Source organism: Paenibacillus sp. J45TS6 (assembly GCF_018403285.1).
Classification (GTDB): Bacteria; Bacillota; Bacilli; order Paenibacillales; family Paenibacillaceae; genus Paenibacillus.
Genome location: NZ_BOSJ01000013.1, coordinates 80,102 through 97,630, shown reverse-complemented (window position 1 = coordinate 97,630; position 17,529 = coordinate 80,102). Strand labels below are relative to the sequence as shown.

At 37.7% G+C, this 17,529-nt stretch carries 12 protein-coding genes; all 12 read left to right on the top strand.

The features are described 5' to 3' along the window. Positions 1 to 368: 368 nt before the first annotated feature. The gene (locus KJS58_RS18050) at positions 369 to 1,001 is read left to right on the top strand and encodes a hypothetical protein (protein ID WP_213534538.1); all 633 of its coding nucleotides are present in this window, start codon (positions 369 to 371) and stop codon (positions 999 to 1,001) included. Between the two features lie 201 nt (positions 1,002 to 1,202). Beyond that, positions 1,203 to 1,433 (top strand): hypothetical protein, encoded by a 231-nt coding sequence (locus tag KJS58_RS18045; protein WP_191803643.1) that lies wholly within the window; start codon positions 1,203 to 1,205, stop codon positions 1,431 to 1,433. Positions 1,434 to 1,445: 12 nt separating this feature from the next. Then, positions 1,446 to 2,504: a hypothetical protein gene (locus tag KJS58_RS18040; protein WP_213534537.1), complete on the top strand. Its 1,059-nt coding sequence runs from the start codon at positions 1,446 to 1,448 to the stop codon at positions 2,502 to 2,504. Positions 2,505 to 2,522: 18 nt separating this feature from the next. Continuing rightward, the gene (locus KJS58_RS18035) at positions 2,523 to 4,391 is read left to right on the top strand and encodes a VirB4 family type IV secretion system protein (protein WP_213534535.1); all 1,869 of its coding nucleotides are present in this window, start codon (positions 2,523 to 2,525) and stop codon (positions 4,389 to 4,391) included. Beyond that, positions 4,391 to 5,485, top strand: a complete 1,095-nt coding sequence (locus KJS58_RS18030) for a peptidoglycan DD-metalloendopeptidase family protein (protein WP_213534533.1) — start codon at positions 4,391 to 4,393, stop codon at positions 5,483 to 5,485. Before KJS58_RS18035 ends, KJS58_RS18030 begins: the two co-directional genes overlap by 1 nt. Further along, positions 5,482 to 6,048, top strand: coding sequence for a hypothetical protein (locus tag KJS58_RS18025; RefSeq protein ID WP_213534531.1), 567 nt, complete (start codon positions 5,482 to 5,484; stop codon positions 6,046 to 6,048). The genes KJS58_RS18030 and KJS58_RS18025 overlap by 4 nt, the downstream gene beginning before the upstream one ends. Next, the gene (locus KJS58_RS18020; RefSeq protein ID WP_213534529.1) at positions 6,045 to 6,308 is read left to right on the top strand and encodes a hypothetical protein; all 264 of its coding nucleotides are present in this window, start codon (positions 6,045 to 6,047) and stop codon (positions 6,306 to 6,308) included. The genes KJS58_RS18025 and KJS58_RS18020 overlap by 4 nt, the downstream gene beginning before the upstream one ends. Beyond that, positions 6,305 to 7,327 carry a conjugal transfer protein TrbL family protein gene (locus KJS58_RS18015; RefSeq protein WP_213534527.1) on the top strand — a complete coding sequence of 341 codons (1,023 nt, stop codon included), beginning with the start codon at positions 6,305 to 6,307 and terminating at the stop codon, positions 7,325 to 7,327. Before KJS58_RS18020 ends, KJS58_RS18015 begins: the two co-directional genes overlap by 4 nt. Positions 7,328 to 7,343: 16 nt before the next feature. Next, positions 7,344 to 7,997, top strand: a complete 654-nt coding sequence (locus tag KJS58_RS18010; RefSeq protein WP_213534525.1) for a hypothetical protein — start codon at positions 7,344 to 7,346, stop codon at positions 7,995 to 7,997. Between the two features lie 17 nt (positions 7,998 to 8,014). Then, complete coding sequence (locus KJS58_RS18005) at positions 8,015 to 9,583, top strand: hypothetical protein (RefSeq protein WP_213534523.1); 1,569 nt, start codon at positions 8,015 to 8,017, stop codon at positions 9,581 to 9,583. Between the two features lie 21 nt (positions 9,584 to 9,604). After that, on the top strand, positions 9,605 to 9,892 hold the full coding sequence (locus tag KJS58_RS18000; protein ID WP_213534521.1) for an AbrB/MazE/SpoVT family DNA-binding domain-containing protein: 288 nt from the start codon (positions 9,605 to 9,607) through the stop codon (positions 9,890 to 9,892). A gap of 6,858 nt (positions 9,893 to 16,750) precedes the next feature. Next, the gene (locus KJS58_RS17995; RefSeq protein WP_213534519.1) at positions 16,751 to 17,269 is read left to right on the top strand and encodes a hypothetical protein; all 519 of its coding nucleotides are present in this window, start codon (positions 16,751 to 16,753) and stop codon (positions 17,267 to 17,269) included. Positions 17,270 to 17,529 lie beyond the last annotated feature (260 nt).

Here is a 17,529-nt window from a genome sequence, read left to right as displayed (position 1 = left end):
ACACCTCCATATAACCTACAGTTTATCATAAATATAACAAATTAAGATTAGGAAATTATCCCTTACTTCGCATGTTTGTGAGCGTAGAAACGTCCTTTCAGCCATAATTCAGGTGAAATAAAAAAGAGTATGCGGAGCACATCACAGGAGTACTGAGAAATCTACTGCTAATTAAAAATTCACCGAAAAAACCTTCTTGGTTTTATATTTTTATTTACCCATCATTAATATTGCAACTGATCATGTGTACATACCTATTGATATAAACAACAATGTAATTATAGGAAAAACTTGTTTGATTACGAATGAGCTGGATGATATCTTAGATAAATAAACAATATTTTCCAATTAAACTAAGGGGGGATAACTTGGCTAGTCCTAAACTGAATCTAGCACTGAATAAGGATGCAGGTATGATCATTTCTTTAGCTGCTAATAAGATGGGAACAAGTAAACGAAATATAATCTCCTTGGCATTAGTTGAGATATTAAAGAATGTGTATGATAAAAGATTCATCGATTCGCTGGCAAGTGACATTACTACGACTGTTTCTACAGCGACCACGATCAGTGAGCAGGTACAAACAAAAATAGAAGATATTGATAGACACGGATATTCAAGGCGTGTGTTCTTTGGGCTACTTATTTCAGACTATTTCCTGAATAACCGCGATAAATTTAGGCTGGAACAAGATGAGCTAGAGGAAGAGATGAAGTCCAAAAGTCATATTGAGATTACAATTGATAAAGCAACAAAAGATAAGATTATATCTTACTGTGAGAAAAACGCGATGACAGTGAGCTCTCTTTTTTCCCATTATATATTGAATGAGGAAATAAAAACTTACGCTTATGTAATAAGCGTAAAGGCTCATTTGAATTTGATTCTGAGTGAAAATGTGAAAAGTGAACTTAAAAACAAGGCAAAAAGCACTAATAGAACATACCGATTTTATTTGAATTTAGTAGCAGAGCAGATAATCAGTAATATATCGACATAAGGGATCACCTTTTGTAAAAGGTGATCTCTTATTTTTATCCCCGAATTAATCAAAAAAAGTCTAATCAGATTCAAAATAAGGAAGTAATTGGTAATATTGTGCTAGTTTCTCATGGGAGGTTTGACTAATATCACTGTTAGAAGAAGTCTAGTAAAATTCCTATTAGAAGGGAAATTGCAAATGATAAGGGAGGAATGGTGGATGTTTGAGTCTTTGCAAGGGTTATTCAATACACTGTTTGGTGATATCACTAAGACGTTCATTACGCTTTTTTCTATTGGTATTCTCGTATGTGGTTTGCTGGCAGCGTTCGGCGGAGAAGAGAATCAGCCAAGATTTAAAAAAGGACTGATCACTTGCGTAACTGGACTGGTTGCTTTCTTACTGGCAAAACAGGTTGTTGACTATTTCCAAACCAATCTTGGAGGCTAAGGGGCTGATTTTATGATGTTTGATAATCAGTCAGCGGTAGAACGCAGGGACCGTCTGAGGGAGGAAGGGAAAATTGAACTTCCTCTCAATGTAGATACCAAGAAGTATATTCTCTCCTTAATCAAGTACCGGGATTTACTTATCTCATTGCCGCTGATGGCTATTGGAATTTTAGCCCTCTGGTATCTCACTCAGTTAGGTTACTCGTTTAGTGCACAACTACTTCTCATTTGCTTGTCACCTTGGGGTACATTTTTACTGATTCTGACGATCCACCATCCAGACCGTAAAAACATAAACTTCTTTACTCACCGGGTGATTTGGAGAATTCAGTTCAATAAAAGACAAAAAATATTTGTCTATATGAAAGGTGATCTGATGAGCAGTAAACAAAAAAAGAATGCGGTCAAAGATATACGTGAACAGCTGGGCATAAAAAATATCTACTCCGAGTGCTATGAAACGACTGATAACCGGTTCGTAAAGGTGATCCGTGTTTCAAGTGTGAACTTATCGCTGCTTAATAAAAAGGAAAAAACAAAGATCTTTCAAGCCTATGAGACCTTTTTGAATGATTTACCAAGGAGTATGTTACCTCTTCAGGTCAGCCAAATTGCCCAGCCCATTAACCTTACGAATTACGGCAGTTATATCGAGGAGAAAACAGCGAAAGAAGAATCTCATGCGAAGGCGATCCTTACTAAGAGTTACCTGAATTATATCGATGATATACAGAAGAGTAAAAATATGGTTTCAAGAAATAGGTACGTTATATTGGCACGTCCATTTACGAATGCAAACCGAAAGAAAGTGCTTAGTGAACTTGAAAGAGACGTTAAGATTGTAAGCTCTCAAATTGAGAATATGCTTGGTGGACGCTATGAAATGAAAACAAAAATTTTAGACAATGAGGAACTGTTTCATCTCATGTTTGCATGCATCGACTATGAAAATGCTCAGGTCAATTTCAGCTTTAAAACAGCGCTCTTCTCGCCTCTTACGGTGGGTGAGCGGACATATGAAGAAATGAGCGGAAGCTGGAAGCAGATGAAAGCGAATCATATCATGTAAAAAAAGGAGAGCAACTTCATGGGTATCTTCTCCAAAAAGAAAAGAGAAACGCTCGAGTCTTCTTACATTGGCTTTAGTGAAAATATACTGAATTTGTTGTCACCTGATTCTATTGAAGAGGAAGAATCCTTTGTGCGCTCTGGAGCTAACTTTACCCGCACTCTGGTAGCAGCCGAGTATAGCGCTATTTTGAACCAAGAGCACATCATGAACCTAAACGACCTAAGCGAGAATATCAGCGTTGTCCAGTTTTTAACCGAATACGATTCAGGGGAAGTAAGAAAGCAGCTATCTGAAAGTATTAGGCAGAACAGACAAAAGGCAGATTCTAAGTATGTAAACGATGCTGGAAAAGCGGAAGCGGAAGCGCAGATTGATAGCGCCCGGATGACACTGAATCAGCTGAGCTACAAGAACGAGCGAATGTATATGTTCCAAATGCTGATTCATATTGTAGCAGCCGATCTAAAGCAGCTAGAGAGGTTAACCCAGCTCGTAAAGTCTGTAGTTGGTCCGTTTGCTAAGACTGTAACGCCAATGATGAAGCTAAAAGATGCATTCGATAGCTTTTTACCTATTGGTCACAATAAGGTCTACGACCTAACCTACCGGCCGATGAATGCGGAAGCAGTAAGCTTCTTTTTTCCTTTTCATGAGAACGAAATCTTTGATCAACACGGGATCATTAAGGGGCGTAATATCACTACCGGAAATGTTGTGATCGTAGATGATACGAAGCTCCACAATAAACATGAGTTTTTAATCGGAATGAGCGGAACCGGTAAAACAAGTACGCTCTTTGCTAATATGATGCGCAAATGGATGCTTGGTAGCATCATACGGACGATTGACCCAAAAGGTGAATTCGGAGCGATTTACAAAAGTCTTGGCGGCGAATGGGTGAAGTTCAGTTTTAATGGTGGCAGTATAATCAACCCGTTTGATATACCAGTGATTAGCGCAGAAGCTCAGCAAGAGATGGAAAGGCAAGGATTGTCGGAAGGAAACCCGCTGCTTGCTAAGATCAGCACCTTATTAACGATGTTTAAGCTCATGTATCCAGATATGAATGACTTGCAAGAAGACATCTTATCTAAATACCTGATCGAGCTGTACAAGAAATTTAATATCAACGAGAAAACGGACATCGGTAAGCTCAAGAACACTGATTTTCCCATCATGAAAGACCTATACGATTTCCTTGCAGAGAAAAAAGATAGCGGCGAAGAAGAGTTCAGCAAAATCACTGATTTCCATACCATTTTGTATGCGTACGCTGAAGGACTTTTCGCAAAAATTCTTAATGGACACACAAATGTGGATATCAAAAACCCGCTTTGTGATTTTGATATTTTAGAGCTACAGCACAAACCTAAACTGCAGCGTGTCGTTTACTTTTTGCTTTTGTCTCACATTCAGTACGAGGTCGTTAACGGCGATAAGTCAGAGTCACAGCTATATATCGATGAAGCCCACATTATTGCCGATCCGAAGGTACCGCTTGCTATGGAATATCTGTACACAGCAATGAAAATGCTGCGCTCTTTTAACTGCGGTATTACCCCTGCTAGTCAGTCTATTAAAGACTTTTTATCGGCTAAAGATGAGCAGCGTAACTACGGGGAAGCTGTTATCAACCAAGCAACGCAGCGGTTTTATCTGCCTATGGCGGATACGGAAGTGGATTTCTTGGAGCGGGAAATGAATATGCAGTTTAGTGAAGAAGAAAAGACCGCTATTACCGTCGTTGAAGGACGAAAAGAAGAAGAAGCAGGAAAGGGTCTCTACTTTGTAGGTTCTAAAAAAATCAGACTGCAAGTTGTGCTTACTGATGTTGAGAAGCAGCTATGGTTTGAGCGAAAGCCGCTGAGCGAAGTGATTGGGTAATGAAGGAGCTGCTGAAAGAAGCGCTGATTTATAAGGCTAGGTACTATATCGCAGTATTTTTTCTTCTAGCCGGGATAGTAGCCATAATAGCTGCGATTATGAACGCTATTGTAGATGACAATAGCGGTGGATCAGGCCCTGGAGGATCTGGACCGCTGCTCTGTACCCCTGGAGAACTTAACATGGAATATATCGATAGTAAATTTGCCGATCTTGGAGTATTTACGGGGAAACAAAATGTATTTATTGAATCTGCTACAACTAGCGGCATTGATCCGGTACTGCTCATGTCCATCGCTATGCATGAAACCACGTACGGAAAATCTCCTGCCGTAGTAAATAAGAACAACCCTGGCGGCCTCATGAGAGCGGACGGAAAAGGTCTTATGACCTTTGCAAGCTTGGATGAAGGTATACAGTTTATGGCGGCAAATTTACAGCGTCTATATATATCACAAGGACTCGTAACAATAGAGCAAATCGGAAATAAATATGCCCCAGTCGGTGCAAAGAACGACCCTAATAACCTCAATACACACTGGATACCTACTGTGACACGTATCGTAAACTCATTTGGTGGGTTATCGGCAAACTGCGATCAGATAGCATCTGGAGACTATGCCTACCCTACTGCTCCTCCTTTAATCGTGACATCATCCTATGGCATGCGGACACATCCCTTAACGGGGAAGCCCTCTACTATGCATCAAGGGACGGACCTTGCGTGTAGTATTGGGGATCCGATCTATGCTGTAGACAGCGGCACGATCGCAGTGGCCGTGAAATCAGGCGGTGGCAACTATGGGCATCACATCATCATAAATCACGGAAATCGCTTTACCTTATACGGGCATTTAACCGCTGTATCTGTCCGGCTTAACCACAATGTAATTAAGGGTGAGCAGATAGGAACATGCGGGAAAACTGGACGAGTGACCGGCCCCCATCTGCACTTTGAGATACAAACAGGCGATATATACGGTACAAGAGAAGATCCTTGGCCTTTCCTTCAAAACATAGGAAGCCGTAAGGAAGAGTCTGATCTGCACAGTGAAGCTGATGAATCTACCGGCAGAGAGGATGAATACAAATGAAAAAAGGTTTTATTAAGCTCCTCTTAGGTATAAGCCTTGCAGTATCACTTGGTTGGGGATTGAAACTATTTACAGAGCTGAATAAAGCACGGCAAACGATCGCAGAGTTTCAAGATATTGAAACACTAAATCAGCGCTCTGAAGACTTTGTACGTGCATATGCAAAGGGTAAACACCAGGAATTTTTAACAGCTGCTGCAGCCGAGCGTTTTGCAAGGCAAGATAACCGGGAAAAGGATTATGAAGATACACACATGTCTGAAGATGCGGGACTCTCAAATGTTGAAGTAAAACAGCTATTTACAAAAAAGGTAAAGGATCGGGATGATCAGGCAGAGTCTTATGCTACTGTTCGCATGCAGTATGAAATGGGCGGCTCCACTAGCCCGGCAGATGATTATATTCAGACATTCTTTATTCACTCCGTATGGATGAAAGAGGATGGAATATGGAAAGCAGATGATGTAATTATTTCACTTCAAGGCGATACCCGTGATGATGTACTGAGAAGAGAAGCAAAAGAAGCTTTGGATAATGCGACGAAGGCGAGGGGAGTAGAATGAAGCTGTCTCCTGGCCATAAGGCAAAGCTGCTAAAATTCTCTCAGAAGACGCTTATTGTCCTGGATAAGCTTTTCGTGCTTTTAGTCAAAATATATGAGAAGCCGGTCGAAAAAGCGAAGCGAGACTTTTATTTAGAATTCAAGACGGACATGACAGAAGATGAACTTAGAGAACTAAGATATCAAATCACATTAAGGTGGAGTGTTGCTGTTTTTGTTGTCCTTTTCCTAATTTTCTTTATTTGGAGGTCAGGACGGTGAAAACGAAATGGTTAACTTGGATCCTGTTTTTAACGTTAGCAGTAACGGTATTTCCAACGTTGAGTTTTGCCGACGAAGGAGATTTTTACGAGGAAAACGAATCTTTTTTTGAAAACGCCCCGGAAAGTTATAAAGATTTTATAAAGAAATATGACCCCGATGAACGTACAGTAAGCTGCGGACGGTTTGATGTTTCTTGTCACGTATATAAGATAGCTTTAGATTCGGGGATTTCCGCTATGGACTTTATCAAGGATCTGATGAAAAAGACAATTATCTCTCCAACAGATGTAGTCGGTAACCCATCCTATGAAGCATATAAAGACGGAATCTTTGCTTTATCCAAGATCGTACTTGCGATATTCATTGCCTTTAATGCCGCAAAAATAGTGAGTTTACGGATGGCTGACGCGGAGGACAGCGCAGCGGTATGGAACGAAAAGATAGTATCTCTTGTTGTCAGTGCATTCTTTTTGTTTGTGTATGATTCAATTATTGAATGGATCTTACATGCACAGGAGCTATTGATGAAAGAAATAATTGATACGATAAGTAGTGACAATATGATTATCAATATGATCAGTAATATTTTAATGGGCCCAGGTTTATTTTCAATAGTCGTCATTTTAATTATTGGCGTTCTGCTAATCGTTTTAATGTTACAGCTATTTTATCGCACGGCCTTTGTGGCTGTTTTATACATAGCCGGCCCCATTGCAATTGCAACTAAAATAAATGATACTTACAACTTTTTTGACTTCTGGCTTAAAAACTTCATCATTGCGTTTATCACATTAGCTTTGCAGCTGATATCAATAGCAGTCGGCCTAAATCAATTCCTTATACCACCTGAATATTTTGGGGATACGTATCATTTGTTCCTAGGCTCAGCATTCTTTATTCTTTCGATGACGCTTCCAGGACTGTTAGGACAATGGGGATTTAGCACCGGATCGGCTCGATCTGTGTCTTCAGGTGCAAAGACTGCAGTTAAAATGATGGTTATGAAACGCAGATAAAAGGAGGGTTTAATAGATGAAAAAACTTATCTTATTGGCAGCTTCATTTATGATCGTTTTGTCAGGATGCGGCAAAGAAGAAAACACACCATCTACAGTTCCACTAGGTGCCGAAAAACAGGTTCAGGAACCGGCTAAGCAGATAGAAGAACCTGAAAGAGAAGCGGTATTTAAAAATGAGGACATTGATCAGGCGAAGAAAATGGCACAACAATACGTTGCTGTGCTTACTGAATTTCATGGGCGTAAAGCTCACACAACGTCAGATATAGAAGGTTTACAAAGAGAAATGTCTGAGAAAATAAAATCCGCAATTTCTATTCATAAAGATTCACGAATCTATCAAGAGAGTGGGACAAGAAGAAACGAAGCAAATAATTTAGATCTAAGTGCTTCACGCTTTGAGTTGTTTCTAGAAGAAGCAAAGGAAGTCTATTATCCAAACCTCACTGTTAGTGAACTAATAATACCTATGACATATATAATACCAGGCAAAAATTCAAGTGGAGATCCTAAAACATATAAATTACACTTTGTTAAAAATAACAACAATCAAATTCAGCTCATAGATGGATTTTTTGTAGGAGGACCAGACCTTGAAAAGAAGGATCAGGAGGAAGTTGACCCTTACAACGCAGAGAAACTTAAAAATGATCTTAAAATACAGTGAAAGGAGTGAGAGTTTAAATGCAGTCAACCATTAATAAATATGGTGAAATTGAAGTCATTGGTAATGAAGTCCACTACAGTATACCGCTATCCTACACGGACTTTGATAGCCTTGATGAACTGGAAATGGTATATAAACAAAAAGGGACTTCCCTGGCTGTTTACAGCCACTACCTGTTTGCACATGATATAACGCTTGTAACTAACAGGCTTGTGTTTACTTATTATCTAGAGAATATGAAATCATTTTATTATTTGCGTCAATTATATTTTGAAGACCAAGTTTATTATTTCCGTTCTTTTATCGAACTGGCTAAAAACAATCATAATACAGCAATCTTGTGGGATAAAAATAACCTTTTTGTAGATCTAACAGATAGTAAAGTAAAGGCTTTAGTATTTGAATTTAGTGGTCATAGTCTTTACAATATTCCTCCAACGCTTGATGGACTCAAAGAGGTGATCTTGTTATCTTTAACTACGCTTTTCCGGGTTTTAGGTAAGCCTCGGCTGACCGACTTTATTGACCAAAGGGATATGGTTATTCGATTTGCTGAACAGGTTCTTAGAGCCGATTCAGTCCAGGAAATCGAGCGTGTTTTGGAAGAGACCATTGTAAATATAGAACGACAGCAAGAGATCCGCCTTGAATATGAAGAGAGCTTAAAGCAAATGAAGTTCTTTGAAAGACGTAGAGAGATTAAAAAAGCTAAAGCTGCCGGCAAATTAACAGCTGCAACTATATCTGATTTTGTTGAGAAGCCAAACCTTGGTCTACGATCTAAAGAAAATTCAAATCCAAAGAAGCAGGCCAATCATGAAGAAAAACAAGGTTTCTTCAATTCAAAATATTTTTTCTTAGGATCTGCCGGAGTAGCTGCTGTTCTACTTACAGTGAACATACTCTCCCCTACCGATCCAAATGTAAATGCTTCAGCGTTGAACAATTCTCAGGTTGAAAAAGAAGAGAAATCGGTTCTAAGCTCAGATGAGGTTGCTGATATTTACCGTAAGGTAATAAACGGTGAAAATGAAGCTGCTATAACCATACTTGAGACAGCGGGATTTGAACACTTAGCTGATACAGAAAGGAAGCAATTAGTTCAGTTATACGAAAAAGAAGGACAGTATCATAAGATTTTGCAGTTGGATCCAAGTCAGGCCGATATTGATATGGTTGTAAAGAAAATGATAGAGAAAAAAGAGATAAAGCAACTAAAGGAGCTTCAGTCACGTTTCCCAGCATATGCACCAATTAACTATGAGGTTGCCTATATGACGGCTAAATACGATACGGTAATTAGTCTAGCAAGTGATATTGATTTAACAGATAGTGAACTGGCAGAAAGAAGAAAAAGTCAGCTGTTAGTTTCCTATCTTTGGTCAGGACTCCTTGAAGAAGCTCGAGAATTAGCAGGGGATGACTCAAAAATGATAAAAAAAGTGAGTCAATTTGAATCAAGTAGCCAAAAAATTAAAGATTTGAATAACTCTTTAGATACTGCTCAAGACAAGGGTGATGAAAAAGAGGTGAAGGAGCTGAAGCAGAAAATCAATCAGATTAAAACTAACATAAACAGAATCTGACTAAGGGCAGGGGTTGATCATTTGCAAAAAAAGTATATTCGGAGTCTTGATGATATAGGGAGAATTGTACTTCCTAAGAAGATTCGTAATGAACTTCACTTGGGAGAAAAACAAATGTTTGAAGTGTACAGTGATGGTGAGAGAATTATACTAGAGAAGTATGATAACCTTGAACCCTGTATAGTAACGGGGGAATCCACTAAATCAAATCATACGTTTGCTTTTGGTCACGGTACAGTTACACTCAGTCCATCGGGTTTCAAGCAATTACTTGAAGAACTTAGTAATTATAAATATGAAGAAGATTAAAGTGGAGCCAGTCCTACGGGGCGGGTTCTTTTATTTTACAAACAGTTACACATACGTACACGTATACGTATACGTGTACGTATGTGTAGTAGATTGTTTAACTGATTTATTGTCATAGACGATCCAACAACAAATGTTTGCAGAGTAAATGATGTCGAACATTCATAGTGTTATGTCTCTACATCATTGCTTTATTCAAATTAAAACCATCTTGTATGAGTCAAACAGTATTTGTATACGCTATAAACTACCCACTAGTAAACTGTTATTTAAGGGGAGAAGTGATGGCGCTCAAAGCAATATTGATGAGAACAGAATCAACGAAGATTATTCTACTCATACCCTTGAAATGATTTACACGTACGTACACGTATACGTGTACGTACGTGTAGTCAGAGATGAACTAAATATGATCATTATCATGGGATACACACTTTAGCTAGGTTTGTCATAGACAATATGATTATGAATGTCTGCAGAGTAAACGATTAAGCAGATCAAAAGATCATACGCGACATCATTGCTAGTCAATACAAAACAATCTAATATACTTCAGTTAGCAGCTGGATAATGGTATCCTTGAGATAATTTACACGTACGTACACGTATACGTACGTGTAGTTAAAGATGAACAGAATTAGATCACTATCATAGCTAGGGATAGACATATGAGCTGAGTGTTGTCATAGACGATACAACTATAAATGTATAAAGATCACCCCGCGAGCTAACTGTTCTGTAAATAGTTCAGGAGAATTTATAGCTACACTCAGGGATATTGATAAGTGCAGAATCAACGACGAGTATTTCACTAAGAATTTTGAAGTAATTTATACGTACGTATTACGTGTAGTTGTCAAGAGTAAGATCATTATCATAGGGAAAGATACATGAACTGAGATTGTTGTCATGGACGTTAAAACTATGAACGTTTTGCATAGTAAACGATCAAGCAGTTCAAAGGGTCATATCGCGACATCATTGCTAGTAAATTCAAAACAATATAGCAAGATTGGTCGCTATAGAAGCTATAAGAACTACCCACCAGTTAACTGTTCTCTAGGTAACCAAGAGAAGTGATAGCTGCTCTAGCGCAATATGGATGAAAACTGAACCAACGAAGAGAATTCAACTCATCTCCTTGAAATAATTAACACGTACGTACACGTATACGTACGTGTAGTAAAAGGTGAACTGAATTGGATCATTATCATAGCTACGGATAGATATCTGAACTGGGTCGGTTGTCATAGACGATACAACTATGAATGTGCATGTCACACTTAGGACGCTATAAAGGCTATAGAAACTACCCACTAGTTAACTGTTTTCTAGGTAGATAGCTAATAGCTATTCTAAGCAATATTGATGAGAATAGAATCAACGAAGTTTTTCTACTCATACTCTTGAAATAATTTACGCGTACGTACACGTATACGTATACGTACGTGTAGTTGAAGATGAACAGAATTAGATTATTATCATAGGGATAGATATCTGACCTGAGTTTGTTGTCACGGACGAAATTGTTTGCAGAGTAAAAAATCGATTTAGCAGTTCAAAGGGTCATATTGCGACATCCTTGCTATATAGCAATGTAGCAAGAGTCAGATAGCAGCTGTGGTAGCTAAAGCTATAGAAGCTATAAGGACTACCCGCTAGTTAACTGTTCTCTAGGTAAACAAGAGAAGTGATGCTGCACTAAGTAGTATTGATGAGAGCGGAACGAACGAAGAGAATTCTATTCATCTCTTTGAAGTAATTCACACGTACGTACACGTATACGTATGTGTAACAGAAGATGAACAGAATTAGATCATTAGTATAGCTAGAACAGACGTATGTGCTGAGTTTGTGTATTCAGTTCCTAGCTTAGGACGCTATAGAAGCTATAGAAACTATCTAGTAATTTATAGTTCTCTAGGGATAGCTACACTAAGCATATTGATGAGAGCAGAACCGATGAAGAGTATTCTCTAACCATAACCTCTCACTAGTAAACTGTCCTCTACTTGATCAGGAGAACTGATAGCTACACTAAGCAAAATTGATGAATCAATGATGAGAATTCTACTAATAGTATAGAAATAAGCTACACGTACGTACACGTATACGTGTACGTACGTGTAGTTGAAGATGAACTAAATAAGAACATTATCATGGGATGGACATATGAGCTAGGGTTGTTGTCATGGACGATACGATTATGAATGTTTTGCAGAGTAAAGTATCGACCAGTTCAAAAGGTCGTATCTCGATCATTGTTAGTCAATACAAAACAATCTTGTATGCTTCAAAAAGCAGCTTAGTACCGATATAACAGCTACCCACTCTAGATCAAATTGATAGCTACTTATAAGCTAATATTAAGTTGAACAGAACCAATAGAGCTTTAAACTAGTATATTATTCAAATAAAGCACACGTACGTACACGTGTACGTACGTGTACTAAGCTAAGTTTGTAGTCATGTACACCGTGTGTTTGATGCCGAACATCTCAAAACCATAACCTCTAATCAAGCTAATCAATTTATACAATCGAATATGACAGATATCAACTGTGGTCGCTATAGAGGCTATAAAAGACTACTGGCTAGTTAACTGTTCTCTAGGTAGCAATAAGAAGTGATACCTGCTCTAAGCAATATTGAAGAGAACTGAACGAAGAGAATTCTACTCACATCCTTGAAATAAATTACACGTACGTACACGTATACGTACGTGTAATGGAAAGTTAACTGAATTGGATCGCTATCATAGCTAGGGATAGATCTATGAGCTGGGTTGGTTTTCATAGACGATATAACCATGAATGTGTGAATCTGATACTAGCATAGGACGCTATAGAGGCTATAGAACCCCTGCTTACTAATTAACTGTTGTTCTTTAGGTAACTCAAGAGAAGTGATACTTGCTCTAAGCAATACTGATGAGACCAGCACGAAGAGAATACTGCTCACACCCTTGAAATAATTTACACGTACGTACACGTATACGTACGTGTAGTTGAAGATGAACAGAATTAGATCATTATCATAGGGATAGATACTTGAACTGAGTTTGTTGTCATGGATGATAAATCTAATGAATGTTTACAGAGTAACGATCGAGCAGTTCACAGGATCATATCACGACACATTGCTTAGTATGATTCAGATAGCAGCTGTGGACGCTATGAGGCTGTAGAAACTACCTACTAGTAGCTGTTCTCTAGGTAAATCAGGCGAAGTGATACTTACTTTAGAATATTGATGAGAGCAGAACCAACCAATAGTATTCTACTCATCTCCTTGAATTGATTTACACGTACGTACACGTATACGTACGTGTAGTAGAAGATGAACTGAATCAGATCATTATCAAAGCTAGAATAGACGAATGAGCTGAGTTTGTAGTCATAGAGGATGCGACTATGAATGTTTGCTGAGGGTCATATGACGACACATTGCTTAGTATGATTCAGATAGCAGCTGTGGACGCTATAGAGGCTATAGAAACTAATTACTAGTTAGCTGTTCTAGGTAAATCAGGCGAAGTAGGCAATATTGATGAGAGCCGAACCAACGAAGAGTATTCTTCTCACCTCCTTGAATTAATTTACACGTACGTACACGTATACGTACGTGTATTAGAAGATGAAATGGATCATATCATTATCAAATCTAGAATAGACGAATGAGTTGAGTTTGTAGTCATAGAGGATACGACTATGAATGGTTTGCAGAGTAAAGTATCGAGCAGTTTAAAGGGTCATATCGCGACATCATTGCAAGTAAATTCAAAACAATATAGAAAGATTCAGACAGCAACTGTGGATGCTATACAAGCTACGAAGTAATAGCTACACTAAGCAATATTGAAGAGAGCCGAACCAACGACGAGCATTCTACTGATATCCCTGAAATAAATTACACGTACGTACACGTACACGTACGTGTAATAGAAAATGAACTGAATTGGATCACTATCATAACTAGGGATAGATCTATGAGCTGGGTTGATTGTCATAGACGATATAACCATGGATGTGTGAATCTGATACTAGCTTAGGACACTATAGAGGCTATAGAAGACTACCAACTAATTAACTGTTCTCTAGGTAAATCAGGAGAAGTGATACTTGCTCAAGCAATATTGATGAGAGCAGCACGAAGAGAATTCTGCTCAAATCCTTGAAAATAAATTACGTGTACGTGTAATAGAAGATGAACAGAACTAGATCATTATTAAAGCTAGAGTAGACGAATGAGTTGAGTTTGTAGTCATAGAGGATACGACTATGAATGTTTGCAGACTAAAGTATCGAGCAGTTTAAAGGGTCGTATTGCGACATCATTGCTAGTAAATTCAAAACAATATAACAAGATTCAGATAGCAGCTGTGGTAGCTATAGAAGCTAAAAGGATTACCCACTAGTTAACTCATTGAAATAATTTACACGTACGTACACGTATACGTACGTGTAGTAGAAGATGAACAGAATTAGATCATTAACATAGGGAATAAACTCATGAGCTGAGTTTGTTGTCATACGATACGATTATGAATGTCTGCAGAATAAACATTCGAGCAGTTCGAAGGGCCATATCATTGCTGTATGATTTAGGTAACAGCTGGGGACGCTTCAGAGGCTTTAAGGATTACCACTAGTTAACTGTTCTCTAGGTAATCAGGAAAAGTTAAACCTGCTCTAAGCAATATAGATGAGAGCAGAACCAACGACGAGACACTCTACTGATATCCATGAAACAAATCTACACGTACGTACACGTATACGTACGTGTAGTTGGAGGTGAACAGAATTAGAGGCTTATCATAGGGATAGACACATGAACTGAGTTTGTTGTCATGGACGATACGGTATGAAGGTTTGTAGAGTAAACGATCGAGCAGTTCAAAGGTCATAATCGCGACATCATTGCTAGTAAATTTAAAACGATATAGCAAGATTCAGATAGCAGCCATGGTAGCTATAGAAGCTAAAAGGACTACACACTAGTTAACTGTTCTTTAGGTAATCAGGCGAAGTGATACCTGCTCTAAGCAATAGTGATAAGTTCAGAACCAACGAGGAGGTTCCACTATAGCCTTAAAATAATCTACACGTACGTACACGTATACGTATGTGTATTAGAAGATAAACTAAATTAGATCATCATTAGGAAGAACACAAGAGCTGGGTTTGTTGTCATGGACGATACGGTATGAAAGTTTGCATCGAGCGGTTCAAAGGTCATATCGCGACATCATTGCTATTCAATTCAAAAAATATAGCAAGATTCAGATAGCAGATGGGGTAGCCATAAAATTGAGCAGAACAAATGAAGAAATTATACTAACATCCTTCAAATAAATCACACGTACGTACACGTATACGTACGTGTAGTAGCAGATGGACTGAATTACATGCTTACTACAGCTAGGGACGCTGTAGAGGCTATAGAAACTAACCACTAGCAAACTGTAAAATCAGGCGCAGTGATTGCTACGCTCTAAGCGATATTGATAAGAGCTGAACCAACGAAAAGGACTCTTTTCATATCTGCAAATTAATTAGCACGTACGTACACGTATACGTACGTGTAGATGATGTAAATAAAATTAGATCATTATTATAGAGATAAGACAAAAGCTGGTCTATTTTCACTGGTTAGATATGCAAGATTCAGAAAGCAGCCGTGGTAGCTATAGAAGCTATAGAAGCTAAAAGGACTACCCATTAGTTAACTGTTCTAACTGTTCTCTAAGATTATCAGGGAAGTGACATCTGCTCTAAGTGATATTGATGAGAACCGACAAAGATAATTCCACTAATAATTTTAAAAAAACTAACACGTACGTATTCGTACGTGCAGGATTAGAAGAAGTGAACTAGATCATTATTATAGAAAGGGACATATATTGGCTGAGTTTTTTGTCATAGGTTATACAGCTATGAAATTAGGTTCAGTTATTAGCAGGATGCTATAAAAAACCTACCTACTAGTTAACTGTTCTCTAGTTATCACCAGAAATGCCTTCTCTAAGCGGTAAACGTTGAGGTATAAGTATTAGACATTAAGCAGGTAGAACGAAATCTCCTGGGTGACATAAGTGAAATAATGAAAAGGTAAGAAACATATTTAACTTTTTAAAAAACGATATTCTATAATTCAAATAACGAAAGTCCTCTCGGTTTATACATTTTACACGTACGTACGTGTTCTAAATTAAGTTAGCTATAGATCATAAGCAAGATATTGTTATGGACGATACAACTATGAATTTATTGCTGGGAATGTGTCTAACCTAGCTCCCTCTTCGTACAAGGAAGCACAAAAAGATAATTCACGTGTAAGAGATCAAATAATTATCTGATCAATCTCTTACATGTACGTGTCCAAAATGCTCAAGTAGAATCAACATAGTCAATAATTCGCTTTTTAGCTATAAATCATACCTCTATTCACAACCAATTTGTTTAGAAATGGTAATGGAAGAAGCCCCTCTCCTCAGAACACTGATCGAAAGGTACATGTGCTGAGTTTTGACTGGTTATATCACTACCATAGCTAGGCATAGATAACAGGATAAAGTTTGTTGTCAGACGTTAGGTCAAAAAGAGTGAAGCAATATTGATATGAGTAGAACCAATGAGAGTTTCAACTCATATTTTATTCAAATAATTTACACGTACGTATACGTATACGTGTACGTACGTGTAATCGTTATATACATTGTTAATTTAGCTTCTTAAAGACATATGAGTGGAATTTTCTTTTTCAAAGACTAGTCAAATAGGATCGTATGAACCGATATATAATAGTAGGAAATGTTTCTAACTAACTGAGCATGCTTCTAAAGGAGAAATTTATATTATGAAAAAAATACTGAATTTTGATGGAAAGAAGTCTGATATGCTTATCGAGATACAAAGATACTCTGATTCTATTCAAAGACTGTTAATTGGAGAAGTAGGAAGAACTTCTACTGTTACTTTTATGAAGTATGGCGGTATTCAGGTTGGAATTACAATGTACGCACTTCATGTTGGAGAAAGTAATCATTTTCTTATCTCGGTTACGAACAAGATAACTGAAGAAGGTTATTTTTTTGTTTTTGAAGGTGTATGGGACCATGAACTGGTTATTAATACACTTTATAGTTACAACCTCACATGTTTTAGAGAAGCAAATTTCAAAGACCATCGTGGAATATTGAAGGAGATTGGAGACTTAATGTACCTCGTTCTTACTGAATTTGACGGGCGACTTCTTTTGAGTATTGATTATGATAACAAGGAAAAGATATTAGTGAAAAAAGATGTGTACGAAGTGCTTACAGATTTAGAATGGATTGAAGAGGTTATGGAAGAAAATATTGATATTAGTAAATGAAAGATTTCTTAAGAGTTTAAGTTACCAGTTCTAAATAATATTTAATGACTTCATTATAGTGTATCTATAAATTTAGAAGCTTTACTTCATAGTAAATAAATAGATCCAATAATCTCATATCTCATTTATGACATCAAGTCTATCAATTTAATTAGTTACGAAATAATTGCTATCTGTTACGGCTTGATCATCTTATTAAAAGTATGTTCAAAGAGTTATTGTTTTATACATATTACAATCACAAATAAAACTCGATGTAT

Coding starts and splice junctions, on each gene's coding strand:
- KJS58_RS18010 (WP_213534525.1), top strand. CDS start 7,344: ATGAAAAAACTTATCTTATTGGCAGCTTCATTTATGATCGTTTTGTCA.
- KJS58_RS18030 (WP_213534533.1), top strand. CDS start 4,391: ATGAAGGAGCTGCTGAAAGAAGCGCTGATTTATAAGGCTAGGTACTAT.
- KJS58_RS17995 (WP_213534519.1), top strand. CDS start 16,751: ATGAAAAAAATACTGAATTTTGATGGAAAGAAGTCTGATATGCTTATC.
- KJS58_RS18045 (WP_191803643.1), top strand. CDS start 1,203: ATGTTTGAGTCTTTGCAAGGGTTATTCAATACACTGTTTGGTGATATC.
- KJS58_RS18005 (WP_213534523.1), top strand. CDS start 8,015: ATGCAGTCAACCATTAATAAATATGGTGAAATTGAAGTCATTGGTAAT.
- KJS58_RS18040 (WP_213534537.1), top strand. CDS start 1,446: ATGATGTTTGATAATCAGTCAGCGGTAGAACGCAGGGACCGTCTGAGG.
- KJS58_RS18035 (WP_213534535.1), top strand. CDS start 2,523: ATGGGTATCTTCTCCAAAAAGAAAAGAGAAACGCTCGAGTCTTCTTAC.
- KJS58_RS18025 (WP_213534531.1), top strand. CDS start 5,482: ATGAAAAAAGGTTTTATTAAGCTCCTCTTAGGTATAAGCCTTGCAGTA.
- KJS58_RS18020 (WP_213534529.1), top strand. CDS start 6,045: ATGAAGCTGTCTCCTGGCCATAAGGCAAAGCTGCTAAAATTCTCTCAG.